The sequence below is a fragment of the Paludicola sp. MB14-C6 genome, from assembly GCF_030908625.1.
Classification (GTDB): domain Bacteria; phylum Bacillota; class Clostridia; order Oscillospirales; family Ruminococcaceae; genus Paludihabitans.
The window spans coordinates 1,047,652-1,073,247 of record NZ_CP133133.1 but is presented as its reverse complement, the minus strand read 5'-3'; the positions used below and the strand labels follow the sequence as shown (position 1 = coordinate 1,073,247).

At 33.6% G+C, this 25,596-nt stretch carries 25 protein-coding genes and 1 pseudogene; 11 read left to right on the top strand and 15 right to left on the bottom strand.

Annotated features, from left to right (window positions below):
* The 5 genes and pseudogenes from RBG61_RS05090 to pseB all read right to left on the bottom strand — a co-directional run bounded on the left by RBG61_RS05090 (position 1) and on the right by pseB (position 4,661).
* Positions 1-600, bottom strand: a complete 600-nt coding sequence (locus RBG61_RS05090; RefSeq protein WP_307947205.1) for a formyltransferase family protein — start codon at positions 598-600, stop codon at positions 1-3.
* Positions 595-1,632, bottom strand: a pseudogene (gene pseI / locus RBG61_RS05085) (pseudaminic acid synthase); the annotation flags it as partial. The gene RBG61_RS05090 and the pseudogene pseI, both read right to left, overlap by 6 nt.
* Positions 1,633-1,698: 66 nt before the next feature.
* A complete protein-coding gene (gene pseC, locus RBG61_RS05080; protein ID WP_373889737.1) occupies positions 1,699-2,895 on the bottom strand; it encodes a UDP-4-amino-4,6-dideoxy-N-acetyl-beta-L-altrosamine transaminase in 1,197 nt (398 codons plus the stop codon).
* Between the two features lie 25 nt (positions 2,896-2,920).
* Positions 2,921-3,652, bottom strand: a complete 732-nt coding sequence (locus tag RBG61_RS05075) for a glycosyltransferase family protein (RefSeq protein ID WP_307946354.1) — start codon at positions 3,650-3,652, stop codon at positions 2,921-2,923.
* A 19-nt stretch (positions 3,653-3,671) separates the two neighbouring features.
* Entirely contained in the window at positions 3,672-4,661 is a 990-nt protein-coding gene (gene pseB / locus RBG61_RS05070; RefSeq protein WP_307946352.1) for a UDP-N-acetylglucosamine 4,6-dehydratase (inverting), read from the bottom strand.
* A gap of 225 nt (positions 4,662-4,886) precedes the next feature.
* Between pseB and RBG61_RS05065 the strand changes: the two genes are divergently transcribed.
* The 3 genes from RBG61_RS05065 to RBG61_RS05055 all read left to right on the top strand — a co-directional run bounded on the left by RBG61_RS05065 (position 4,887) and on the right by RBG61_RS05055 (position 8,925).
* The gene (locus RBG61_RS05065; RefSeq protein ID WP_307946350.1) at positions 4,887-6,422 is read left to right on the top strand and encodes a spore germination protein; all 1,536 of its coding nucleotides are present in this window, start codon (positions 4,887-4,889) and stop codon (positions 6,420-6,422) included.
* Between the two features lie 2 nt (positions 6,423-6,424).
* A complete protein-coding gene (locus tag RBG61_RS05060; protein WP_307946348.1) occupies positions 6,425-7,561 on the top strand; it encodes a Ger(x)C family spore germination protein in 1,137 nt (378 codons plus the stop codon).
* 236 nt (positions 7,562-7,797) lie between these two features.
* Entirely contained in the window at positions 7,798-8,925 is a 1,128-nt protein-coding gene (locus RBG61_RS05055; protein WP_307946346.1) for a GerAB/ArcD/ProY family transporter, read from the top strand.
* Positions 8,926-9,324: 399 nt separating this feature from the next.
* On the opposite strand, the gene RBG61_RS05050 is transcribed toward RBG61_RS05055, so the two are convergent.
* Positions 9,325-10,686: a peptidoglycan-binding protein gene (locus RBG61_RS05050; RefSeq protein ID WP_307946344.1), complete on the bottom strand. Its 1,362-nt coding sequence runs from the start codon at positions 10,684-10,686 to the stop codon at positions 9,325-9,327.
* 330 nt (positions 10,687-11,016) lie between these two features.
* Here RBG61_RS05050 and RBG61_RS05045 point away from each other — a divergent pair, with 330 nt between their 5' ends.
* The 7 genes from RBG61_RS05045 (at position 11,017) to RBG61_RS05015 (ending at position 19,927) form a co-directional block, all read left to right on the top strand.
* The gene (locus RBG61_RS05045; protein ID WP_307946341.1) at positions 11,017-11,700 is read left to right on the top strand and encodes a cytochrome c biogenesis CcdA family protein; all 684 of its coding nucleotides are present in this window, start codon (positions 11,017-11,019) and stop codon (positions 11,698-11,700) included.
* A gap of 16 nt (positions 11,701-11,716) precedes the next feature.
* Entirely contained in the window at positions 11,717-12,292 is a 576-nt protein-coding gene (locus RBG61_RS05040) for a TlpA family protein disulfide reductase (protein WP_307946339.1), read from the top strand.
* 171 nt (positions 12,293-12,463) lie between these two features.
* Positions 12,464-12,652 (top strand): hypothetical protein, encoded by a 189-nt coding sequence (locus tag RBG61_RS05035; protein ID WP_307946336.1) that lies wholly within the window; start codon positions 12,464-12,466, stop codon positions 12,650-12,652.
* Positions 12,653-13,042: 390 nt separating this feature from the next.
* Positions 13,043-14,326 carry a glycoside hydrolase family 1 protein gene (locus RBG61_RS05030; protein WP_307946333.1) on the top strand — a complete coding sequence of 428 codons (1,284 nt, stop codon included), beginning with the start codon at positions 13,043-13,045 and terminating at the stop codon, positions 14,324-14,326.
* Between the two features lie 15 nt (positions 14,327-14,341).
* Positions 14,342-16,675: an alpha-galactosidase gene (locus RBG61_RS05025; protein WP_307946330.1), complete on the top strand. Its 2,334-nt coding sequence runs from the start codon at positions 14,342-14,344 to the stop codon at positions 16,673-16,675.
* 2 nt (positions 16,676-16,677) lie between these two features.
* Positions 16,678-18,045: a glycoside-pentoside-hexuronide (GPH):cation symporter gene (locus RBG61_RS05020; protein WP_307946327.1), complete on the top strand. Its 1,368-nt coding sequence runs from the start codon at positions 16,678-16,680 to the stop codon at positions 18,043-18,045.
* Between the two features lie 4 nt (positions 18,046-18,049).
* Positions 18,050-19,927: an alpha-glucosidase gene (locus RBG61_RS05015; protein WP_307946324.1), complete on the top strand. Its 1,878-nt coding sequence runs from the start codon at positions 18,050-18,052 to the stop codon at positions 19,925-19,927.
* A gap of 212 nt (positions 19,928-20,139) precedes the next feature.
* Here the strand turns inward: RBG61_RS05015 and RBG61_RS05010 are convergent, their stop codons facing one another.
* The 9 genes from RBG61_RS05010 to RBG61_RS04970 form a co-directional block, all read right to left on the bottom strand.
* The gene (locus RBG61_RS05010; RefSeq protein ID WP_307946322.1) at positions 20,140-20,325 is read right to left on the bottom strand and encodes a hypothetical protein; all 186 of its coding nucleotides are present in this window, start codon (positions 20,323-20,325) and stop codon (positions 20,140-20,142) included.
* A 4-nt stretch (positions 20,326-20,329) separates the two neighbouring features.
* Complete coding sequence (locus RBG61_RS05005; RefSeq protein WP_307946320.1) at positions 20,330-21,136, bottom strand: prolipoprotein diacylglyceryl transferase; 807 nt, start codon at positions 21,134-21,136, stop codon at positions 20,330-20,332.
* Complete coding sequence (locus RBG61_RS05000) at positions 21,126-21,590, bottom strand: DUF4395 family protein (RefSeq protein WP_307946317.1); 465 nt, start codon at positions 21,588-21,590, stop codon at positions 21,126-21,128. The genes RBG61_RS05005 and RBG61_RS05000 overlap by 11 nt, the downstream gene beginning before the upstream one ends.
* Positions 21,590-22,189: a methyltransferase family protein gene (locus RBG61_RS04995; protein ID WP_307946314.1), complete on the bottom strand. Its 600-nt coding sequence runs from the start codon at positions 22,187-22,189 to the stop codon at positions 21,590-21,592. Before RBG61_RS04995 ends, RBG61_RS05000 begins: the two co-directional genes overlap by 1 nt.
* Positions 22,179-23,546, bottom strand: a complete 1,368-nt coding sequence (locus tag RBG61_RS04990; RefSeq protein ID WP_307946311.1) for a radical SAM protein — start codon at positions 23,544-23,546, stop codon at positions 22,179-22,181. Before RBG61_RS04990 ends, RBG61_RS04995 begins: the two co-directional genes overlap by 11 nt.
* 210 nt (positions 23,547-23,756) lie before the next feature.
* Complete coding sequence (locus RBG61_RS04985) at positions 23,757-24,035, bottom strand: zinc-ribbon domain containing protein (RefSeq protein ID WP_307946308.1); 279 nt, start codon at positions 24,033-24,035, stop codon at positions 23,757-23,759.
* Positions 24,036-24,238: 203 nt separating this feature from the next.
* Positions 24,239-24,421 carry a YwbE family protein gene (locus tag RBG61_RS04980; protein WP_307947203.1) on the bottom strand — a complete coding sequence of 61 codons (183 nt, stop codon included), beginning with the start codon at positions 24,419-24,421 and terminating at the stop codon, positions 24,239-24,241.
* Between the two features lie 135 nt (positions 24,422-24,556).
* Positions 24,557-24,838, bottom strand: coding sequence for a DUF503 domain-containing protein (locus tag RBG61_RS04975; RefSeq protein ID WP_307946306.1), 282 nt, complete (start codon positions 24,836-24,838; stop codon positions 24,557-24,559).
* A gap of 194 nt (positions 24,839-25,032) precedes the next feature.
* Positions 25,033-25,194 (bottom strand): hypothetical protein, encoded by a 162-nt coding sequence (locus RBG61_RS04970; RefSeq protein ID WP_307946304.1) that lies wholly within the window; start codon positions 25,192-25,194, stop codon positions 25,033-25,035.
* Between the two features lie 154 nt (positions 25,195-25,348).
* Between RBG61_RS04970 and RBG61_RS04965 the strand changes: the two genes are divergently transcribed.
* The gene (locus tag RBG61_RS04965; RefSeq protein WP_307946303.1) at positions 25,349-25,573 is read left to right on the top strand and encodes a hypothetical protein; all 225 of its coding nucleotides are present in this window, start codon (positions 25,349-25,351) and stop codon (positions 25,571-25,573) included.
* Positions 25,574-25,596: the final 23 nt, after the last annotated feature.

Below are 25,596 nucleotides of genomic sequence, written 5' to 3'. Positions count from 1 at the left end.
TTATAAACCACCAATATTATATTTTTTCTTGTATTCCGCAATCGTTTCATTCCACGAAAAAGGAAACCTTTGTTTTAATTCTTTTAACTCGGCTTTGGTATGGAAAGTTCCGTTGCCATATTGTTTTGAAGGCATGATATTACCATTTTTAATGCTTTCCCAGTTTTCATAAAATAGCTGTTGTATTTGTTGATGCAGCTTTAAATATGAGGATTCCCAAGTTTCATCTTCTTCATCAAAATAGACTTCCTTTTGGCAAAGAATATCGCCTGTATCTATTCCTTTATCTATTAAATGTATGGTAACTCCTTTTGGGGTGTTATCATAAAAGCTAAAGAAATTGGGGCTTGCGCCTTTGTTATAAGGCAATAAAGAAATATGCATATTGATGATTTTATTCTGCATAAATTGGATAATGTCGTTTGTAATAATATATTTGTAATTGTAACTGATTATGTATGATGGCTGAATCGTTAAAACAACATCCAGTGTCAGCTTGTCGTTATATAAAATTACCTTTTCGCTTTTTTTAAGCCATTTGTAGACTTCGAATGAAATATCGTTGTTGGTTAGAAAGAGTATTACACCGCTTTCCACCATATCAAATGTAATAGGGCTTCCTTTTTTAATAACTTGGTTTGCATTTAGCTCCAATAAATCAGGATAATATTTTGGTTTCATTCCGTAACCAGGTCTTATGATTCGAGCGTTTTGAGAAGTAAAAGGCATACCAACTGCAATATCATCAACTGCAAAAATGGAACGCCTAAAAATAGTGCTTGCTTTTTCTTTTTCTGTTAATTCATAAGAACATTTACCGATAACGTCTTTTACTAAGCGAATATCTTTCACCATTTGTTTCAATTCATTAGGTTCCATAGAAAATTTGCTGTCGGGGCTTTTTGAACTTCGGGTTGTGCAAAAATGTTTTTCAACAACGCAAGCCCCTAAAGATACTGCAACAGTTGCGGCTAGGCTACCCATGGAATGGTCTGAAAGTCCAATAGGAAGATGAAAACGTTCTTTCATATGGGCAATTGTTGCTAGCTTCATATCAGAATAAACAGTTGGATATTCGCTGCAGCATTTTAAAAGAATAATGTTGTGGTTACCTGTTGAGTAAGCAGCTTGAATTGCGTCATCAATTTCTTGACAGGATGCCAACCCGCAAGACAGTATAATTGGCTTACCTTTTGAAGCAACATATTGAATTAACGGAATATCAACAATTTCAAATGACGCAATTTTATAAAAGTCGACTCCTATTTCCTCTAAAAAATCTACCGCACTTTTATCAAAAGGGGTAGAAAGAAAATCTAAGCCGACTTTATCACATTCTTCTTTAATTGCTTTGTGCCATTCCCAAGGTGTATAGGCTTGGTTGTATAAATCATACAATGTTTTTCCGTTCCATAACCCGCCCTTAATTTGAAAATATTCGTTATTACATGGAATAGTCATGGTATCAGGAGTATAGGTTTGGATTTTTAAACAATCCGCTCCTGATTTTTTTGCAGCTCGAACAATAGCAAGAGCATTTTTTAACTTGCCCGCATGATTTGCGGACATTTCTGCAATGATATAAACATTTCCTTGATTGAGTGTTTCAAATAATCGCAATATGAATACCATAAACCTTTCCGGCTCGCTATATTGCAGTAACGTTCCTATAGCGAGCCGACTATGGCGTTACATTTGCTATTTACGAAAATAATTGATTACTTTTCTAACTCCACAAACAACATCCCATGCATCATCATCTGTCATGGAATAAAAAAGCGGTAGTGTAATACATCTTTCATAGAAATCTTCGGCATTTGGACATAGTCCTTTGGGGTAGCCTAAACTTTGATAATAAGGCAATCGGTATACAGGTATATAATGGACGTTTACACCTATGTTTTCTGCTTGTAATGCTTCATATATTGTTTTTCTGTCTGTAGTAAGAAGTTCTAATTTTAAGTAAATAATATAAAGATGCCTTGTTGTATCAGATTGGTTAATTTCTTTGGGAAGAATAATCTCGTTGATATTTTTGAATTCTTGATTATAAAAAGCAACAATTTCTTTTCTTCTACAAGAAAAGGCATCCAGTTTATCTAGTTGACTGCAACATAATGCAGCTTGGATATCGGTAATACGATAGTTATATCCTAATAATTGTTGCTCATAGTACCAATTACCGTTGCTTTTATCCGTTAGGAGATTTTCATCACGGGTAATGCCATGTGCTCGATATAGTATTGCTTTACGATATAAAGCAATATCATTTGTCAAAACAGCGCCACCTTCTCCGGCTGTAATCGTTTTTACAGGATGAAAGCTGAATGTTGTTATATCAGCAATGCTTCCGACGTTGTTACCGTCATAGCGTGTGTTAATAGAGTGAGCGGCATCTTCTATCAGTAATAATTCATGCTTTAAGCATATTTCTTTCAGTTCATTTAATGCTGCTGCTTGCCCCATAAAATCTACTGCAATAATTGCTTTTGTTTTGCTCGTTATTTTTTGCTCTACATTGGCAATCGATATATTCCAAGTATCGTGATCAATATCGGCAAATACGGGTGTGGCTCCGCAATATAGTATACAATTTGCCGAAGCCGCAAAAGTAATAGAGGAAACAATAACTTCATCGCCTTTACCAATACCTGCGGCTAAACAAGCAATATGTAAGGCAGCTGTGCCATTTGAAACTGCAACCGCAAATTTAGCACCCGTTACCTCGCATAATTTGTGCTCCATGTGGGGTATTTCAGGTCCGCAAGTTAAGTAATCGCTTTTTAATACCGCACAAACAGCCTCAATATCATTTTGATCAATATATTGTTTACCATAGTTCAAACGTTTGTTTCGAATTGGTTCTCCACCGTAAATAGCAAGTTCGCTTTTTATCTTCAAAAAGAATACTCCCCTTTCTTTATTTCACCGGTTTTTGCTGAATTTCTTGGTTCAGTAGCATGATTTGAGGATTACTCTTTAAAAAGGAGTAAATTTCCTTCATATAAAAGTTATGCTCACCATGATAAAACTGATGATAGATTGCTTGAATCAGTTCAAAATCTTCAAGAGTATCCAATGTCCATCGCATATCGGAGTAATCTTCTTTGTTTTCAATTGTTGCAATTTTATGTTGCTTCCAATACATGAAAGGGGTAACATGCTCTCGTTCAAAATCTTCCGTTGCTTCATGAAAGGCACGTTCTAACAACTGAAACGAAAATATTTCACAATCCAATCCTCTGGGAAAACTACGTTTTTGACTAAAATTAGATGCATATTTACAGGAATGTGTGAAAAAACAAGAAACGACATCATCTATTACATTAGGGTCAATTAAAGGGCAATCTGCCGTAATTCTGATAATGGCATCGGCAGGATATTTTTTGGTGGCATAATAATATCTTGAAAGCACATCGCTTTCATCCCCACGAAAACATTTTGTATCAATCGAATTCAAGTAGTCTGCAATTATATCATCTGCTTGTAAGTTTGATGTTGCCACTATAATATCATCCACTTTTTTCGCCTGCTTTACTCGTTGTAAAACATGCCATAGCACAGGCTTTCCACACAAATTCAGCATTACTTTTCCTGGAAGTCGTGTGGAGCCCATGCGAGCTTGAATGATAACTTCAACTTTCTTTTTCATATCAAGCTCCTTTTCGTATTCATTGAATAAAATCCAGTCGCCTTTTAAGCTCTTCGATATCAAGCCATTGCGTATTAGTACCAGAGCTGTATTCGAATCCATCTTCTACTTTTTTGGAGTTTTGTAGATTGTATTTTTGTATATTACACCAATCCATATGTGGGAAAATAATATAATGCTGATCAAACTCATATGTGGAAAACGAATCTTCTTTTGTAATCATAACTTCATGCAGTTTTTCGCCTTCTCGAATACCGATTTCTTCAAATTTACAACACGGGCAGATTGCTTTTGCTAAATCGGTAACCTTAAAAGATGGTAGTTTGGCAATATAGGTTTCACCGCCAATTGATTCGCTTAATGCTTTTAAAACAAGCTGAACGCCTTCTTCAAGCGTAATCCAAAAGCGTGTCATTCTACAATCTGTAATTGGCAATATGCCTCCCCCTGTTTCTATAAGTGACCGAAAATAGGGAATAATTGACCCACGACTACCCGAAACATTGCCGTATCGAACAATACTAAAACAAGTATTACTTGAGCCTGCATACGCATTGGCTGAAATGAAAAGCTTATCGGAAACAAGCTTTGTTCCGCCATATAGGTTAATTGGATTGACAGCTTTATCAGTAGATAAAGCAACCACTTTTTGTATTCCCATATCAATGGCGGCATCAATTACATTTTGTGCACCGTGTACATTTGTTTTGACTGCTTCAAAAGGATTATATTCACAAGCAGGGACTTGTTTCATTGCCGCTGCGTGCACCACATAGTCTACGTTATGAAATGCACGAGAGAGCCTTTCTTTATCTCGAACATCACCAATGAAATAGCGCATTTTATCCGTATATTCACTAAATTCGTTTTTCATTTGCCATTGCTTATATTCATCTCTTGAAAAGATAATTACCTTCTTTGGTTCATAGTTTTCAAGAAGATAACGAGAAAATGCTTTGCCAAAAGAACCAGTTCCACCAGTAATTAAAATTGTTTTATTATTTATCATAATTAATCTCACTTTATTACTCAAATTTACTATTTCGTAGTTTCATTATTCATTATATTCATACAATAAAAAAAATTGTATGAATCAGCAAAATTAGATAATTTGTTTTAGTAAGTCTAAAGATAAATGCAACATAATATTATTTTCGATCAAAATAAATGGTACTGTATATTACTTTAAATAAGAAACATACTAGAAATAATATGCATAAATCGAGGTGTTTATATGAAAAAAGCCAAAAAGCAAGCAATAGTAAACCAACGGGTTGATATATTAAATAGTGAGTTATCAAAGATTAAGCTTGATAAAAATTTAAAATGCAATGAAAAAATAATCAAAAATTTATTTCAGAATACAGATACTATAGTATATCGAAACGTTGAAAATAGAAGCAATAAGTTATGGAAAGGATTTATTGCGTACAGCGATGGCCTTGTAAACTCAACTATTATTAACGAGAATATCATCAGGCCTATTTTTTCTTCCACTATTTTAGAAAATAATGATTGCATTATAACAACAATTATGAATCAAGTTATTTTGATTAATGAGATTCAAAAAACGAACGATATGGTTACAATTGTGCAATCAATCACATACGGCGACACCATTTTATTTATAGATGGATATGATGAAGCCTTAATTTTAAATACCAAGAGCTTTGAAACACGGGCAATTGCCGAGCCTGATTCAGAAAAAATCATTCAAGGGCCAAAAGAGGGGTTTTCTGAGGCATTGCTTAAAAACTTATCTATGATTAGACGTAGAGTTCGTACAAATTTATTAAAAATGCAATATGTTACATTAGGAGAAATAACCCAAACAAAAGCATGTGTTTGCTATATTGACGGTATAGTAAAACCTGAAATCTTAGCTGATTTGATGGATAGATTAAGTAGAATTAAAATTGATGCAATTATAGACAGCAACTATGTAGCCGAAATGATTAAAAATTCAAAACTATCCCCTTTTACTACAGCAGGGCATACACAAAGACCGGATGTTGTTGTTGGCAAGTTAATGGAGGGAAGAATTGCTTTATTTGTGGATGGTACCCCAGTTGTATTAACTGTTCCTTACTTGTTTATAGAGAATTTTCAAAATAATGAAGATTATTATTTAAATTTTTATTATTCCTCTTTTTCTAGATTACTTCGCTTAATTGGATTCTTTTGTACAATTTTTGTTCCTGCAATTTATGTAACCGTTGTAGCATATCATTTTGAAATGTTACCATCATCCTTGCTTATAAACTTTGCGGTTGACCAAAATACTGTTCCTTTGCCAGCTTCTTTGGAATTGTTTGTCTTGCTTGTTGTTTTTGATATTTTACGTGAAACGGGGGTTAGAATGCCATCCAGTGTAGGACAAGCTCTAAGTATCGTTGGAGCATTGGTTATTGGCGATGCAGCAGTAAATGCAAGACTGGTAGCTTCTCCAACAATAATTGTTGTAGCAATAGCAGGTATTACCAATTTGTTAGTTCCTAAAATGAGTGGGCCGGTACTTATAATGCGATATAGTTTATTATTATCGGCTTCCTTATTCGGTTCTATTGGAATTTCTTTAGGTGTGGCTGTTTTTATGTCTCATATATTTAGTTTGGAATCATTTGGCGTTGCCTACGTTTTGTCTGATGAAAAGTTGACTTTACAAAATGCGAAAGATACGTTGATTCGATCTCCTTGGTGGTTTATGAAAACTAGGGATAAGAATTTGACTAATAATACATTACGGCAGAAAAGTCAAAGGAAGATATAATTATGAAAAAGATTTTATCAGTTTTTATAATAGTATTGATACCATGCATTTTACTAACCGGTTGCTGGAGCTATGAAGGATTAAATGAAATGACAATTGTAACCGGTGTAGCTGTCGATTATGATGAAGTTGAAAAGCAATATAATTTAACTTTTGAAATAATAGATACAATTAATTCCTCAAAGCAAACAGGTGTTAGTACTGCAGTTGTGGAATCAAAGGGAACTACAGTTTTTACAGCAATTAGAAAGGTAAAGAGAAAATTACCGAGTAAATTATATTTTGGAAATGCTAAAGTTTTAATTATTTGCGGCCATGTTGCAAAAGAAAAAGGAATCAAAGAGCTTATGGACTTTTTTGCTCGTGACCATGAACCAAGAGAAACATTTTTGGTATTTGTAACAAAGGATTTTGAGGCGAAAGATGTATTTCAAGCAAAAGAAATAACGGGGAAAGTCATATCCCATGTAATTACTGAAATTGTTCAAGAAGATACACATCGTTCAAATGCACTAATAGGCATGAAGGAGTACGAAGTACACAATCAGCTGCAAAGAAACAAACAATCATTACTCCTACCAGTTATACAGTTAAAAGAAGAAAATAAAAAAAAGATTACAATTGTGGAAGGTCTAGCTATTTTTAAAAAAGATAAACTGATTGGATATATTACTGGCGATGAAGCCAAATATGTAATGTTTACAATTGATAGAGTAATTAAAGGTACTTTGGCGTTTGATATTAACCAAAATGGTAAAGATGATGTATCTTTTGAAATTATGGATAGCAGTACAAAAAGAAACGTTGAGTATAAGAATGGTAAGGCAACTTATTTTTTGGATATTTTATTAGAAGGTACTATTGTTGAAAAGCAAGAAGATATTGTTGTTGCAACCCCAAAAGATATTCTGAAAATCGAGTCTGCGATTAATGAATCCATTAACAAAAAGGTAACTAATGCCGTTGAAATTTCTCAACAAAAGTATAACAGCGATTATATAGGAGTTGCAAAATCAATCTATTTTAAAGATTACAAGTTATGGAAAACCTTAGAGCCACAATGGGATACCTTATATCCACAATGTGATGTACAAGTAAACTGTCGATCTAGAATATTAAGTACAGGTCTAGTTGAATGATAGAGGTGATTATGGTTACTTTTTTAATAATAGCTCTTTTTATTGGAGTAATTGTTTTTGATTTAATACCTAATATAAAGAAAAATAAGGCGCATAAATCTTATTGTGTATTTTATATTTCAGTAATAATATTGACTTCGACTGTTCTTGTTTTAAAGTCATTAAATTTTGAATTAATTAACACGTATGATATTATAAATCTCTTTGTTAAATAGACAATTGGAAAGGATTTTATAATGGAGAAGAAATATCTAACCTCTCGCAGAGCAATATTGCTAATTTGTGTGTTTATCTTCGGAAGCACAGCAATCTTGGGGTTTGGAAGTAAAGTAAAACAAGACACATGGATTTCTTTGTTGATAGCTTATGCTTTAACGATTCCGTTAGCTTTGCTATATGCAAGAATTATGCATCTTTATCCAAGTAAAAACATTTATGATATTATGCAAATTCTATTTGGAAAAGTATTTGGTAGTATTCTTACAATATTGTTTGTATGGTATTGCTTGCATTTAGGTGCTTTAGTTGTAAAAAATTATTCAGGCTTTGTCGTATATTGGCAAATGCCCGAAAGCCCTGAATTAGGAATCATGCTGATTATGATACCCGTGTTGATATATGTAGCAAAAAAAGGTGTTTATTCTTTAAGCAAATGGACAACTTTGGTTTTCTTATTAGCATGTATTGTAATTGCAGTAACTACTGTGGTATCTATAAAAAATATGCGATTTGAAAATTTACTGCCCGTTTTGGAGCATAATTTTAACGAATTACTGAAAAATGCATATAAGGTGTATGCATTTCCTTTTGCGGAAACTGTTGTATTTTTAACTTTGGCTTCTTATATTCCCAAAAAAGAAAATCCGTATAAAATTTATTTTTCATCACTAGGAATAATGGCGTTACTTTTATTTATTGTTAGTATGCGTAATTTGACGGTAGGTGGTTGTGAAGCAGTAGGACTACAACCATATCCATCGTATTATGTTGTAAAGCTTATTAACATTAATGAATCGCTTTCTCGTTTTGAAAGTACAGTAGCCTTAACTTATGTATTAAGCGGGGTAGGAAAGATCGTTATTTGTTTAATTGGAGCGGCAAAAGGAATTACAAAATTAGTTAAGATAGATGATTATAAGCTTCTAATTGTCCCGTGTGCTGTACTCATATTTGCATTAACCAGTATGTTATATAGAGGGACAACACAAGAAATCAATTTTATAAATTATTATGGCTATTATGCTATCCCGTTTCAAGTTGTTATTCCTACTTTGATTTGGATTACAGCAGAGGTGAAGACACGTAAGCAGCGAAAAGCTACTTCATCACAAAAAAATAATAAAATGGTCAATGAATTATCATAGATAGCAGAAGATTACGGCAGCTAAATAGTAACAATTTGTTCCCCCCCCTTAGCTGCCTTTGAATGATCAATTTATGAAGTAGCTACTAACATGTGTTCGGCGATTAACAGAATTGAATTTGTAAATACCTTAGTTTTAGGCGTTTTAATGCAATAAACAAAGAATAGATAATTGAATTATCTTTTGGTAATATCTAGTTTCCAAAAGATTACTATTGCAAAATAGGTTACAATTTGTTACTATTTAATTGTCCTCGAGAGACAAATTTATTAAGGAGGTTACTCTATATGTGTTTTTCTAATTTTATGAACTATATTTATAAGTGCCTTGGCTTTATGTGCCGATAATTAAATAGACATAAATAGCGACCAAAGATTTTTCTTTGGTCGCTACATTTTTTTATAGACCTTTTAATTCATTATATGTATCACCGATTTTATTCCAAGTTATTGGTCCAACTTGACCGGTTGTGTCTAGTCCATAATATTTTTGAAAAGCTAAAACTGCTTGCTTGGTAACATTTCCAAAATAACCGGTCACTGAAGTCTTTGGAATTCTTGGATCATTTTCCGCAATGAAAATTAAGTACCGTTGTAAGTCTTTGATATTATCGTCTCGCATACCTTGCTTCAAAACAAATCCAGGATAGTATTCTGCTTTTTCACCTTCATATCCGGCCGGAAGCGAACGAACAATGTCTAAATAAATACTACTCATTTTATTGCGAGTTTCTTTTCCAACGATTCCATCAACGCTTAATCCATATGATTTTTGAAATGCTTTAACTGAATCGGTTGTTTCAGGTCCAAAAACGCCATCCATTTTAACAAAAGGAATGGTAGGATTAAAATAGCCTATGATATCTAAATAATATTGTATTTCTCTAACGGCATCTCCTGTAGCTCCCTCTTTGAGTTGAGTAGGATATACACCACGTACTTCTTCTAATTTAACGCCTTCAGAGGTAAGCTCTGATAGACGCTTTACACCATTATAAATACCTTTAATCTTATACCACGTAGATTTTCCAACTATACCGTCGGGCGTTAGGTTAAATATCTTTTGAAAATCCTTAACAGCTTTTTCAGTATCTTCTCCGAAATTTCCGTCTGTTTGTGCAATCTTTGTAATAGATGGGTAATTTCTTCGAATACGATTCAACTGTACTTGAAGAATTTTAACCTCATTGCTTGACATTCCAAGCTTAAGAGGAGTTCCAGGGTAAGATTGCAATATGTTTTGCACACGTACATCTGTTTTTATGTTTATGTCGTTGCCATAATAGTTTTGTAGTATTTTATAAGGAGTATAACCTTTTTTCGCTAAATCTACTGTTCCCCATTGAGATAAACCGTCACAAGTACTTGTTGTACCATTGCAAAAAGCTGTAAAATACGGTTCGATACTGCCTTGCTTTACAACATAAGAATTGAAAATATCGTCAACAATCAAACTGATATTATCAAATACTTCTCTTCCGGCTACAAAAGCTTGATCATATTGAGTTGAGTTGGTTATATCAAAATTATAACCTTTACTACGATACCATTCGGTATAGATGCGGTTTAAAACATAAGTAATTTGTGCATATAGATTTGCTCGAATTGCTTCTTCCGGCCAAGTTGGGTAAATTTCGCTTGAAGCAACGTTTTTAATATAATCGGTAAACGGAACTTGAATATTTTGAGCAGGTTGATCTGGTTTACCTAAATGAACAGTAATATATTCGGGGATGACTGGAACATTTCCGGTAGTTGGCATACTATCACACCTTTGTACAGTATTTTAATGATTTGTTTACATAAACTAGAGGCAAATGATTGCTTTTCAATATAAGTATAATCATATTATTTTTATTATATGTTTTATTTTCTAAAAGTTTCTGAAAAATATATAATATGAAGTACTGATCAATAAAAGGTATATATGTCATCCAATTTGCAGTAGCATATCTGACATGAATTGATTGATATATTATATGAATCGGAGTTGTTTTCGATTGTGTTTGCTAATTGTTTGTGACTTCATCACAGAAAGTTAATTGATAATGTGTATACTATAAAATAAGTAATATAGAAGGGCGGTACTTTATTGGATTATTTGATTTCATTTTTAGAAGGTATTATTACGTTTATCTCACCATGTTTATTGCCGATGCTTCCAATTTACATTTCTTATTTCGCGGGTCAAAATGGCTCTAAAATTGAGGAAAGAAAAACCCATAAAACGCTGATAAATGCTTTAGGATTTATTTTAGGTTTTACAATTGTTTTTATTTTGCTTGGTGCATTTGCGGGAACATTAGGTGGATTTTTGCGTGAATATCAAAAAATAATTAACTGGATAACCGGCTTAATTGTGGTATTCTTTGGTTTGAATTTTATTGGCATCATTCGAATCCCGTTTTTGAATAATAACCATCAATGGAAAGCAAAAACCGTTAATTTAGGCTTTTTTTCATCCGTTTTGTTTGGTATCATTTTTTCAATCGGATGGACACCATGCGTTGGCGCATTTCTAGGATCCGCTTTAATGTTAGCAGCTCAAGGCGGAGAAAGCATGAAAGGAATTTTTATGTTATTCAGCTATTCGCTTGGATTAGGTGTTCCATTTTTCTTAAGCGCTGTTTTAATTGAGCGATTGAAAACAACATTTGATTTTATAAAGAAACATTATCGAGTAATCAACATTGTTTGCGGATCATTGTTAATACTAGTTGGCATTTTAATGGCTACAGGTTATATGGGGTATTTTTTATCCTTAATGAGTTTTTAAGAAGGGATATTAACTTATGAATAAAAAGCGGAATACAATTTTGGTTGTAATATTGTTAGCGGTAGTACTTGCAATTGCATCTGTTGCTTATACATTTCTATCAAAACGATATAAACCAAATAGCCAATCGCCATCAGTACAACAGCAAACTTCTTCTCAAGTTAATGAGGAGCAAACTACAAAAGCCTCTGATTTTACAGTTGTAGATGCAAATGGCAAGGAAGTTCAATTATCAGATTTTAAAGGAAAATCGGTTGTTTTGAATTTCTGGGCTTCATGGTGTGGTCCATGTCAAAGTGAAATGCCACATTTTAATAAAATTTATCAAGAGAATAAAAATGAAATACAATTTATGATGGTGGATTTAGTAGATGGACAGCGTGAGACAGTAGAAAAAGGTAAAAAGTTTATTTTAGATAATAAATATACTTTTCCTGTGTTCTTTGATACTACGCAAGAGGCTGGAATGACGTATGGGATAACTTCAATTCCATCCACCTTATTGATTGATAAAGAGGGGAATGTTGTAAAGGCCTTTGCCGGTGTAATGGACGAAGAAACGTTGGTTGCAGCGATAAAACAAATTAAATAATACGAACGAATCCCGTTATAGAAATTTCCTGTAACGGGATTCATTTTATCATTTATGTCGAAAGGTATTCTTCCCTAAAGTTAAATATAATGCTAGAATCAAACATATATATTAGTATTAGGATTTTACTTCCTAACGAACAGCTTGAAATGTTATTTGGAGGTGAATGAAATGGGTATAGTATCATATGCTTTAGGTGGGGTATTTGTTTTGCTTGGAATTATAATGGCAATCAAACCTGCACAATCAACAAAGGAAGAAGAGCGAGAGTGCAAGAAAGCCATTAGAAGGACAAGAATTAATGGGATTGCGATAGCTTGTGCGGGCGTTTTATTTATCGTTTTGGTTTCCTTTATTTAATAATTGTAGATAGAATTTTCAATGTAGTCTTTTGCAAAGGAGCGAGCAATCGTTCCTTTCTTTTCTAGGTAGGAATATAACAAAGCTCCAATGCAATTTTGCTATTGACTAATGCTACAACTAAAATGGTAAATATCTGTGAGATTTGTAGAAGATTGTGTTAACATATTGTTTCCATTTTTTAATAGATGTATAATAAAGGAAACAAAACTGCAATTAAAAAGTGAATGATAGAAGCAAAACACATATTTATTCGTATCTGGTTTTTAATAAGATGAGGGCATCTTTATCAATAAATTTTGAGGGATATAGTTTTACTTTTCAATCTATTCAAAATCATTATTAAAGTAACGAGCTATTTCTCTCGACTATTTGGAGAGGACGTTTTTTATGAGTTTTGAATTCAAGCATGGTTTTTCTTTAGGTGTTGCATCGGCAGCAACACAAATTGAAGGCGGTGAATGCGGTCATAACTGGAATGATTGGTATCATCAAGGCAAGATTAAGGATCAATCTAACCCTGCTCGTGCAACAGACCACTATAATCTATGGCAACAAGATGCAGATTTAATGTCGGAAATGAAAATTCAATTTTATCGCCTTGGAATTGAATGGGCAAGGATTTGTCCAAACGAAGGTGAAGTTGATGAATCGGTAATTGCCCATTATCGAGAAGAATTGAGCTATCTAGAAAGCAAGGGTATTTCTGTCTTGCTAACCATTCATCATTTTACAAACCCAATGTGGTTTGAAAAAAAAGGTGGATTTTTGAAAAAAGAAAATATGCAATATTTCTTAGATTTTGTTGCATTGGTAGTCCAATCTTTCGGCGATTTGGTTTCAGAATACATAACAATAAACGAGCCCAATGTATATGCAACCATATCATATTTTTTTGGCGATTGGCCTCCGGGAGAAAAGTCATTTGGAAAAGCAATTCAAATTATGTCAAATATGTCTGTTTGTCATATTAAAGCTTATCAGTTAATCCATAGAATGCGTGAAGACATGGGTTATCATAATTCAAGAGTAAGCTTTGCGAATCATGTAAGGGTATTTGAACCGGCAGACAATAAAAATCCATGGCATCGCATTTGTACAAAGTTATCAGAACGCTTTTTCCAAGGTGCAATAACGGAAGCAATGTGCACGGGAGTATTCAAATGGCCATTAAGCAAAAATCATGAGATTGCCCAAGGCGAGTATTGCGATTTTATAGCGATCAATTATTATACAAGAACAGCAGTAACCGGTTTTGGCGATGGAACAAAACAAAATGCACCTACAAATGATTTAGGATGGGAGATTTATCCTGAAGGAATTGTACGTTGTAGTGAAAAGCTTTATCAAGTATTAAAGCGCCCAATTTATATAACAGAAAACGGAACTTGCGATAATGAAGATTCTTTCCGTTGTAAGTATATTTATGAGCATTTAAAAGCAGTAGCTGAGTCAAGCTTGCCAATCGAACGGTATTATCATTGGTGTTTCTGTGATAATTTTGAATGGATTGAGGGCGAAAGTGCAAGATTTGGTTTAGTGCACGTTAACTATGAAACGCAAGAGCGTACAATTAAGAATTCTGGAGAATTTTATTCAAAGGTCATAGCGCAAGGCGGCGTTACGGATGAGCTATATAATCAATATGTAAAACCTCAAGAATATCATTATTGATAGGGAGGTAGTCTTTTGATCCAAGCAAATGAAACAACATTTCGATTAGATACCGCAAATTCAACATATCTATTTCGTAAAACCAAATATGGTCACTTGGAACATATTTATTATGGAACGTTATTAGCTGATTTTGATGATGTTGATGTGCTCGCACAAAAGCGGACAATTCAAGTTGGAAGTAGTGTACTTTACGATGAGTCAGATAGTGTATATTCTCTTGATAGTATCTGCTTAGAATGGTCTGACAATGGGCGAGGAGATTATCGGCAAAGTCCAACTGAGCTTAAAATGCCTGATGGGAGCTTTGTAAGCGACTTTATATATGTAGGCTACAAAATAGTAGAGAATTGCGTAACAATGAAAACCTTACCTACTGCTTATGGGGAAGCAGAAACTTTAATTGTAACCTTAAAAGATACAACAAATGAATTGTATGTGGATTTGTATTATTCAGTTTTTGCAGAAGCTAATGTCATAACACGTAGAGCAGTATTAAGAAATGAAACGGATGTAATGATTACAATTCGACGTATGATGAGTATGGCTTTGGATTTGCCTGATGAGAATTTTCAAATGTATACCTTAGACGGCGGGTGGATTAAAGAAGCCAATATACATAAGCACCCAATATCTTATGGTATTGTAACGAACTCTTCTACAACAGGTGCAAGCAGTAACCGCCATAATCCGGCCTTTTTATTGGCGGAAGCAAATGCGAATGAGGAATATGGAAACGTATATGCATTTAACTTAGTATATAGCGGAAACCATTATAGTGCAGTTGAGAAAAATGAGCGAGATTATGTCCGCATTTTAATGGGAATTAACCCTCATTGCTTTGATTGGAAGTTGGCAAGCAAAGAACAGTTTGAAACTCCGGAATGTGTAATGACTTATAGCAATCGTGGATTGAATGGTATGAGTCATCAATTTCATAATTTTATCAATAATAATATTGTTCGTGGTAATTGGAAGAAAAAAGAGCGTCCTATTTTATTAAATAACTGGGAAGCACACTTTTTTGACTTCAATGAACATAAACTTTTACAACTTGCCAAACAAGCAAAGGAGCTTGGAGTTGAATTATTTGTATTAGATGACGGATGGTTTGGCGAACGGAATACAGATAAAGCCGGTTTAGGCGATTATACGGTTAACACCAAAAAACTACCCCAAGGAATGAAAGCATTTGCAAGTAAAATCAAGGCATTGGGTTTGGATTTTGGCTTATGGTTTGAGCCCGAAATGGTCAACTCAGATAGTGAACTATATCGAGCACATCCCGATTATGCAGTAAAGCTTCCAAGCAAACAAGCCGTACTTGGGCGAAACCAATTCGTACTTGATTTGTGTCAAGAGGAAGTGCGTGACTATATTGTGAAACAAGTAGGCAGTATCCTTGATGAAGCTAATATAAGCTATGTAAAATGGGATATGAATCGTCATATTGCGGAAGCCTTTTCTACGGCAATTGAAAATCAAGGCGAGTTTTATCATCGTTATATTATCGGTTTGTATGAGGTACTGGAACGTATTTTTTGTCCACGACCGCATATTTTGTTGGAAAGCTGCTCAAGCGGTGGAAATCGTTTTGATTTAGGAATGTTATGTTTCAGTCCGCAAATTTGGAGTTCAGATGATACAGACCCGATAGAACGCTTGAAAATTCAGGCAGGATTATCTTATTTTTATCCTTTGTCTACTATGGGTGCTCATGTTTCTCAATCTCCACATCAGCAAACTTTGCGCGATACTCCACTTGCAACTCGCTTTCATGTCGCAAGTTTTGGCTGCTTAGGGTATGAATTAGATTTAAAGTATCTAAGTCCTGAGGAGAAAAAAGATATCACAGAACAAATTGCATTCTACAAGCAATATCGCAATGTGTTCCAATACGGTAAGTTTTCTAGAATGAAAACCTACAAATCGAACAAGGTAATGTGGCAATGCATTAGCGAAGATAGAAAAACGGCATTAACAGGATTGTTTCAAACCTTAGCTACCGCAGCAGAAAGCAGCGATAAATTAAATGTAACAGGGCTAGAAAAAGGAAAATATGCCGTTCATACCCGACCACAGCGACTGTATATCGAACGGTTTGGAGGGCTGATGAAACATGTTCTTCCAGTTGAATTAAATCCGGATGGGATGATTCTTCATGTTGCAAATCGTCATTACAGCTTGAGGGATTGTATAGAAAGCTATATCTGTTCTGACAATGCTTTGAGAGCGGGTATCCCTTTGTGTGAACAATTTATCGGAACAGGGTATAACGAAAAAATCCGTATGCTAGGAGATTTTGGATCCAATCTGTATATAGCAGAGAAAATAAATGAGGAGGATTAACTATGAATAATATGGCAAAACGCAATCGATATTTCTTTGGTCTTGGCACTGTGGGTAGAGATATGCTCTATACGATAGTTAGTATGTATTTGCTTTTTTATTTAACTGAAATTTTAAATTTACCTGATTCCGTTATGTGGTGGATGACAGGTGCATTTACGATTTTACGTATATTTGATGCAATAAATGATCCTATCATGGGATTCTTGGTTGATAATACTCGTTCACGTTTTGGAAAATTTAAGCCATGGATTGTAATAGGCGGAATTACAGGCGGATTGCTTACCATTTTACTATTCTTTGACATGGGATTAAAGGGTACATGGTATGTTGTATCTTTCATCATCATTTATTTACTATGGGATCTTACATATGGCGCTAATGATATTGCTTATTGGTCTATGCTTCCTTCTTTAACGCTCAATCAAAAAGAACGAGAAAAAACAGGTTCATTTGCTCGTATTTGTGCGAACGTCGGTCTATTTATAACGGTAGTAGGTATTCTTCCTGCAACAGAAGCATTGGGCGGAGGCAAAAAAGCTTGGTTACTTATTACAATAGCAATCGTTTTAATCACTTGGGCATTTCTTTGTTTTACTGTTTTTGGAGTAAAAGAAGATAGAAGCATTCAAGTAAAACCGGAGTCAACCTCATTAAAAGAAATGTTTCGTGTGCTATTCAAAAATGACCAGCTGTTATTTACTGCAATTTCTATGGGCTTATTTTCTATTGGATATTGTACAACAACAAGCTTTGGTGTGTATTACTTTAAATATGCCTTTAAAGACGAAGGCATGTACTCTGTGTTTGCAGCTATTTTAGGAGTTTCACAATTATTGGCTTTAGCTGTATTTCCGCTTTTTTCAAAGAAGTTTAATCGAAAGCAGCTATATGGATTTTCTACTATATTAGTTGTAGTAGGATATATCATTTTCTTCTTTGCTCCAATGCAGATGATACCAATTGGAATAGCAGGTGTATTGATATTTGTTGGTGAAGCATTTATACAGTTATTGATGTTGATGTTTTTAACCGATACGGTTGAATACGGACAATGGAAGCTTGGACGAAGAAATGAAAGTATTACTTTTTCCGTTCAGCCATTTATTAATAAAATCGGAGGAGCAATTGCAAGTGGTATTGTTGGTATAACTGTTATTATATCCGGAATTAACTCAGCTGTAACACCTGATGATGTTTCTAAAGCAGGATTAGTAACTATGAAATCAGCTATGTTAATCTTACCTTTAATTATTATTTTGATAAGCTATATTATTTATCGTTGTAAATTTAAGATTGACAAAGAGCTTTTTGATAAAATACTAGTTGAATTAGCTGAGCGTGGCGATATTAAAACAGAGCAGGAGTAGTGTTATGTTAACAGAGAATAATCGTATAAAAGATGTGTATGCTAACCCAATCGGGCGGGATATTATCAAAAAAATATTGCTGCAAATGGGTGTTAAGGAACACGCAATTACGAATCCACTTGTTAGCAATTTGAAACTAAAAGCATTACCTAAACTATTGAAAAAGCAAATAGATGATCGCTTTGTTGAAACTTTATTAGAATTATTAAACAGTGAACCAGATGTTCCCCAAACAGATACTTGCCCAATCCAAAAGGCATGGTGGAAAGAGGCTGTTTTTTATCAGATATATCCTCGAAGCTTTAAAGACAGAAATGGCGACGGAATAGGCGATTTACAGGGTATGATTGAAAAACTTGATTATTTAAAACAGCTTGGCATTGACGCAATTTGGCTTTCTCCGATTTATGATTCTCCAAATGATGACAATGGATATGATATTCGAGATTATCAAAAAATCATGACAGAGTTTGGAACAATGCAGGATTTTGATGTACTATTACAAGAAATTCATTCTCGTGGGATGAAATTGATAATGGATTTGGTTGTAAATCATACATCAGATGAGCACGAATGGTTTCAAAAGGCAATTCATGAGCCAAATTCTCCATATCATGATTATTATATTTTCAAAGATAATCCGAATAATTGGACTTCGTTCTTTGGCGGAAGTGCATGGAACTATATTGAAGAGTGTAATCAGTATGCGTTGCATTTGTTTTCTAAAAAGCAAATGGACTTAAATTGGGAGAGTGAAGCAGTCCGCAAAGAAATTCAGGACATGGTAAAATGGTGGCTTAATAAAGGTGTCGACGGATTTCGAATGGATGTTATCAACTATATATCCAAACGCGAGGGATTACCTGCTGGTAATGAAAGTATTGGCGCTTTGATGGAATATACAGGTGTTGAGCATTATTTTTATGGGCCAAGGCTTCATGAATATTTAAGAGAGCTTCAAGCAAAAGCATTTGCTCCATATAAAGCGTTTTCTGTTGGTGAAACTCCGGGAACCGGAATGGAAATGAGTAAGTTGTTAACCGCAGATTATCGCAAAGAACTGGATATGGTATTCTCTTTTGATCATTTAGAAACACCGGGACATGTTCGTTTTGATGATTATCAGTATGATTTGAATTACTTAAAAGAGTATATGATTGATTGGATGGAGCATTACACAAACCATTGTCAGCCGTCTTTGTTCTATGAAAATCATGATAACCCACGTATGATTTCAAAGGTAAATTCCGATATACGTTATCGTAATGTGCTAGGCAAGTTATTGGCAGTTATCCAGCTTACTCTTCGTGGTACCCCATTTATTTATCAAGGTCAAGAGTTGGGCATGATAAATCAAGAGTTCAAAGATATTTCTGATTTACGTGATGTAGAAGCAATTAACCTATATCAAGATTTATGTAAAACCATGAGTGAGAAAGAAGCCTTTCATAAAATTCTAGCAGGTACCAGAGATCATGCCAGAACTCCAATGCAATGGAGTGATGAGCCATTTGCAGGATTTTCTGATGTAACTCCATGGATAGCGATGGATCATGATTATCAAATTTGTAATGTCGAAAATCAACAGAAGGATAAAACTTCTATACTACGATTTTACCAAAGACTAATAGCGTTTCGTAAAGAGAATTCCGTATTACAATATGGCGATATTACCATTACAAATAAAAGAGCGAAAGATCTATTTACTTATTATCGAAAAAATGAATCGGAAACCTTGTATGTTGAATGTAATTTAAGTGCTGTAGCATTAGAACGACGAGAATTCCCAAACGGAGATCGTTTGTTATCCAATTATGATGAGGTGTCTTCAGCATATCTTCGTCCATATGAATCAGCTATTTGGAAAATAAAACAATTTTGAGAAATAAAGCATTTTTTATTCATGCTTTTTGGGGCGATTGCCAAAAAGCATGGTCAGGTTTGGGCGGATAGCCCAATATTGCTATAACAAGAATTGCCTAATACCAAATAATAATATACTTTATCAACAGACAAAACCTAATCTGATTTGAAACAATTCAGATTAGGTTTTTGACTGTAGAAAGAGTTTATTTTGTGGTTAGCTCATAATAATTAAAAGCTCAAATTCATTATTAAAATACAAGCACCGAAAAGTAAAATGGGTATTGCGAATAGAACCAAAAGAACAATGCCAACTGTTGCTAGCGCTGAGATGTGCTTTTTTTCTTTAGGTGAAGGCTGAGGTGCAGGAGATTCGATAGGGCGGTTTTCCTCATCAAGCGGATTCTGATTATTCATACAATTACTCCTTTACATTCATATTTTGTGGTGGCAATTTTGTGTGAAAGTGCTTTTTAACTGCTGTAATGATCCATTTTCGGTTAATAAATAATAAACAGATTACGCAAAGAATTTGGTAATAGGAAATGCCAAAGAAAGCTTGATCAGTTTCTCGAATAAATTCCATTGGAAAACGAAAAGATAAGTAACCATTTAATAGGTAACGAAATAATATACCTGGTTTCAATTCTTTATTCTTTTTGAAGTAAAGAAAGATAAAAAATAAGGTTAAGTCGAATATAATTTCGTAAATTTGAGTTGGAAATCGATAGACGCCATCGCCAAAATCAACTCCAAGGAATTTAGGCGATTCAATACCGTAACAGCAACCGCCAAAAAAGCATCCAAGACGGCCAATAGCCATTCCAAGTGCAGCAGGCGCTGCAATATCATTTCCGGTTTTTATTGTGATATGAAGTCGTTTCTTAATAAAAAATACGGCAATTGCTCCGCCAATCAGCCCACCAACAATGGTTTTTCCCGATAACAAAAGGTTGATGTTTTGTGGATATTGAAACCATAAATCAATATTAAAAATTAAAATAGGGAGCTTTGCACCAATTACGCCACCTAATAGTGCATAAATAACAATAAGAGTACGGTGGCTTTTTTCTAGGGCATTTAATTTGTTTGCTGTTAGCTTATAGCAAATAAATCCGCAAATAAAAGCAAGTATCATAAAAACAGTATAGGTTGGAATTTCCCATTGAAAAAAAGTAATTTTAGGAAAGATACCGAAATTTGCAGGAGCAATATGTTCATCGAGCATTTTTCTTAATACTCCTTATCTTTTTTCCAAACCGACAACAATTACTGTTGCATATTACACATTCATACAGCTTTTGTGCTGAGCAATAACCAAAAGCAGCAATCGTTTGCAAAATTGCTAAAACAGTAGTAAGGATAGCAGGAACAAGGACTGGGCAGAAATAGTACGTTATAATGGATAAAGCCGAAAAAACACAACCTACAATGTGTGCAAAGCGCATACTGTGCATATTGATATATTCTTCATTTATTCCGATTTTTTTCGCAATGGTCCAATCAAACAGCTTTACTAATGGCGCACGATGTACTCCTGTAAAAGCTGAGATGAACATAATAATAAAAACAATGTAAACGGGGATAATGCTGCGAAAGAGTAGGGCTAACCATAGCAAACCTGCTATCGTGTATTTGCAAAATGCAACAGATTGTTTGTTTACTTGTACCATTCGTATCATTATTTAACCTTCTTTCTTCTCCATTTTGGAAGGAATAAACCAGTACATTGCTGATAAGCGATGTACTTTTCTTGAAACGTTTGAATGAGCATGGTTTCTTCTTGCTTTGCACGATAAATCATAAACGGGATAAAAATAAGGGTATTGCAAATAAAGACTGCAAAATTAGCATAAAGAATTGAAAACCCATAAATCATCAGAATGGTTGATGCATATAAAGGGTGACGAATGAAATGATAAATTCCGTTTTTAATAAGAGTATGTTCTTGATATATTCGAATTTGGTTACCCCAGTTCATTTTCAACGTAAATCTGCCTAAAATGTTGATAACTGTGCCAACTACAATAAGAAATGTTCCAATGAACATTAATGGGATGAGAATCGAGTTTTTAATGTGGATTGTACCAATTCTTAAATAAACCAATAGCACCATAGCAACAAAAAACAAAAACATACTACCGGTTTCTACTATAGATTTTTTTTCTTTTTTAACAGCCTGTTTCTTTGCAATCATGAAATTGAGTGTAATTGCTGAAAGTAAAAGCCATAAGCATACAACGGAAATCATATTGCAAATTAGAAAAATACTATTTTGCATTTTCATTTCTCCTGTGAATCATATTGTAAGCAGAGAATGGAATACGTTTGCAGTCGGGAGTTATGATATGAACACATTCTTTTTGCATTCCTTTTATATCAAAATTATATTTATCAACAAAAGAGGAAATGCTGATACGAAATGTATTTTCATTCAGATATTTTACACGTTCTTCTTTACTCCAAACAAAAAAGCTTTTTGGAACAATTCGATTAAAATCTTCTAAAAAGTCTAAGCATTTGCAAAATCCAAACTGAGGAGCTTCGCCTTGCGATAAGGAATCTTCTATTGTAAACAAAAATGTATTACTGATAAAAGAAACATATTTATCAATATTTTTATTTCGTGTAATAGGTACAAAACTGTTTTTATATTTATATAAATATGTAATCGCAACTCGTTCCACATTACAAGGCAATGGTACAAAATCCTCTGCTTTTAAAATTCCGTTTGAAGATTTTGAAATTAATCCGATAATTCCCGAAACTGTGAGCGAATCGGGCTGCTCATTTTCATATTTTCCGAATCGAGCGACGGGCTGAAAGTTTACTCCTCTTACGCAGGAGGTATTTAAACCGTAATTGATAATATCCGATACTTCATTGTCATTCACTCCTTTTGTAACAGTACAAACAAGAGTGGTAGGAATATTATATTGATTTAAATTAGCTATTGCCTTTTTCTTATATTCAAGCAGGGAAACGTTTCGAAGTGTTTGATAGCTTTTTTCTTGAAAGGAATCAAATTGCAAATAAATTTCAAAGCCTTCGATAAAAGTAGCAAGCTGTTTTACAAATTCAATATCTTCTGCAATGCGAATTCCGTTTGTATTGAGCATAACATGGCCGATATTTTTCTGTTTACACATAGCAATCACTTTTAAAATATCCTCATGTAAGGTAGGCTCACCACCACTAATTTGCAGAATTTCAGCTTTTCCGCCTTCTGATTTGATATAAAAATCAACCATCTGTTCGATTTTATCTAGTGGAAGGTCTTTTCCGTCACCAGAACAATTAGCATAGCAAATAGGGCAGTTTAAATTACATTTGCTTGTAATTTCAATTAGTCCAATACAAGTGTGCTGCTCATGATTTTCGCAAAGCCCACAATCAAAAGGGCAGCCTTGTGTGGCTTTCGTTTCATTGGTATGTATGGTAGAGGGTTTATCATATAAAACTTTTTTTAAATGGTAGTTGGCATCGTCTTCTAATAAATGTTTTTGTATTCCGTGAACAGGGCAGTTTTTTAACACAAAAACTTTATTATTTTGAATAATAATTTTTGCATCAATTTGCGCTAAGCAAATATCACATATACTTTTGGTTGCTTGATAATAGATATAATCTTGATTCATAAGCATTCTCCATGACTTTATTTTATACTGATTGGATTTTAAATCAATTACTGCGATTTGAAAAAAATTAGTATTATTCTTCTACCCATTTATCTAAATTCATCATACTATAAATAATATTGATATTCAAGCCAATAAGGAAATTATTAGTATGATTATATTAATGCAAAAAAAACACGCTCAAAAGCGTGTTTTTTCTGAATATTTATACTATCTTCTATTTGCAAAGCAATCGCTGCAGTAAACTGGTCTGTCGTTTCTTGGTTGGAAAGGAACTTTGCAAGTTTTTCCACAATCAGCACATGTTGCATCAAATAACTCTCTTTCGCCTCTGTTGTTACCGTTAGAGTTTTTGCGAGCGATACGGCAAGATTTACAGCGTTGAGGTTCATTTGTGAAGCCTTTTTCAGCATAAAATTCTTGTTCAGATGCAGTGAATTCAAATTCAGAACCACAGTCTTTACAAATTAAAGTTTTGTCGTTGTACATTAAATAGGTTACCTCTTTTATAAAATATATGTTTACCGAAATAAACACTATATATAGTATACTGCGAAGATTTGAATTTGTCAACAGAAATTATAAGTACGAGAAATATTTGTAAATAATTAGGTGTTTAAACTTAAAAATTCATCACAACAGCGAGTGATTTTTAGAATAACTTCCAAAGTTCTCTATTATTTTATTAAAATTTATTGTACTCTTCCAACTTGTCCATCTGTAAGCATAACCTTGATTCCATGAGGGTGATAGCTGCTTTTCGTTAATAACTTTGCAACAATACCTTCTGTTAATTTTCCTGTTCTTTGGTCAACTTTTAATACAATTTTTACTTTACTTCCAATTTGAATATCAGCTCTATTTTTGCCATCCATAGTTTTATTTTTTAGTTTATCCATAGAAAATTCTTATGAATAAACTTCCTTTCCATATAATTTTTTTGTTCATGTAAGTTGTAACTATTTTACAAACTTGTTTTATAATAATAAAAATTTTTTAAGTTAATTGAATTATCGCATTTCTAAGTTTATCTCAACAATTTCAGCTTCGGTATTACTTTCAATAAAGGATTGTATGTTTTCATATATGCTATCCGATAAGGATTTTGACGATGCAAGAAATACAATACCGATTACAATTGTTTGATGAACATCTTGTTGCGCTGTTTCACAAACAGATACATTGAACTTATTTTTTAGTCTGCTGCAAATACTATTCACAATCATTCGTTTTTCTTTTAATGAATGCACCCATGGTGCATATAGTTTTGCTGTAATCAGTCCAATATTCATAAAACTCATAACCTTTCTGATTTTTTATTATACCATAATTGTCACGTTCTTTTCCATCATAATAAAATATACTTAAAATAATAAATGTAAATTCATAAAATAATTGCAATATAAAGACTTGTATTGTATAATTATGGTTAAATTTATTACAATTTTATTTGGTTTTAAGAGGTGATACTGGTGAGGCCTTATATTTATATAGCTAAAATGCGCATACTCTCTTCGTTAGCATATCGTTTTGATGTAATTTCAACCATTTTGGTGCAATGCCTTGTTATGATTGCAACCTCATTTTTTTGGATTGCTGCATATGGTACTCGTGACGTTGCAATAGCTACTTCTATATTTTTAAACATTATCCCGCTTATCATTATTGCTTGTTTGTTTATTAAGTGTCTATGTTTGCATCAGTGCTCCATCTGTTTCTCTTTTTAATTAGTATAACATTAAGTTATACAATTAACTGGCTCGTTAAATGAGTTAGTACATCGAATTGCGCCTTATCAATATTTGATTGCTGATTTCTTTGAAGAGCCTAAAAAGCTAACGCATCCAATTGCAGAAATAATGAAGCATGAGGGCGCAAGAGTAGTATTTCGATATGATAAAAATAGTATTACTGCCGTTAAGCTAATTGAAGATATATCTATGCAAGCACCAATTATGGATTTTAGCTTGGAAGAAACCAAAATTGATGATATTATTAGATTAGCATATCAAGGTGCTGCACAATAAAAAAGAATGATATGGAATTGAGG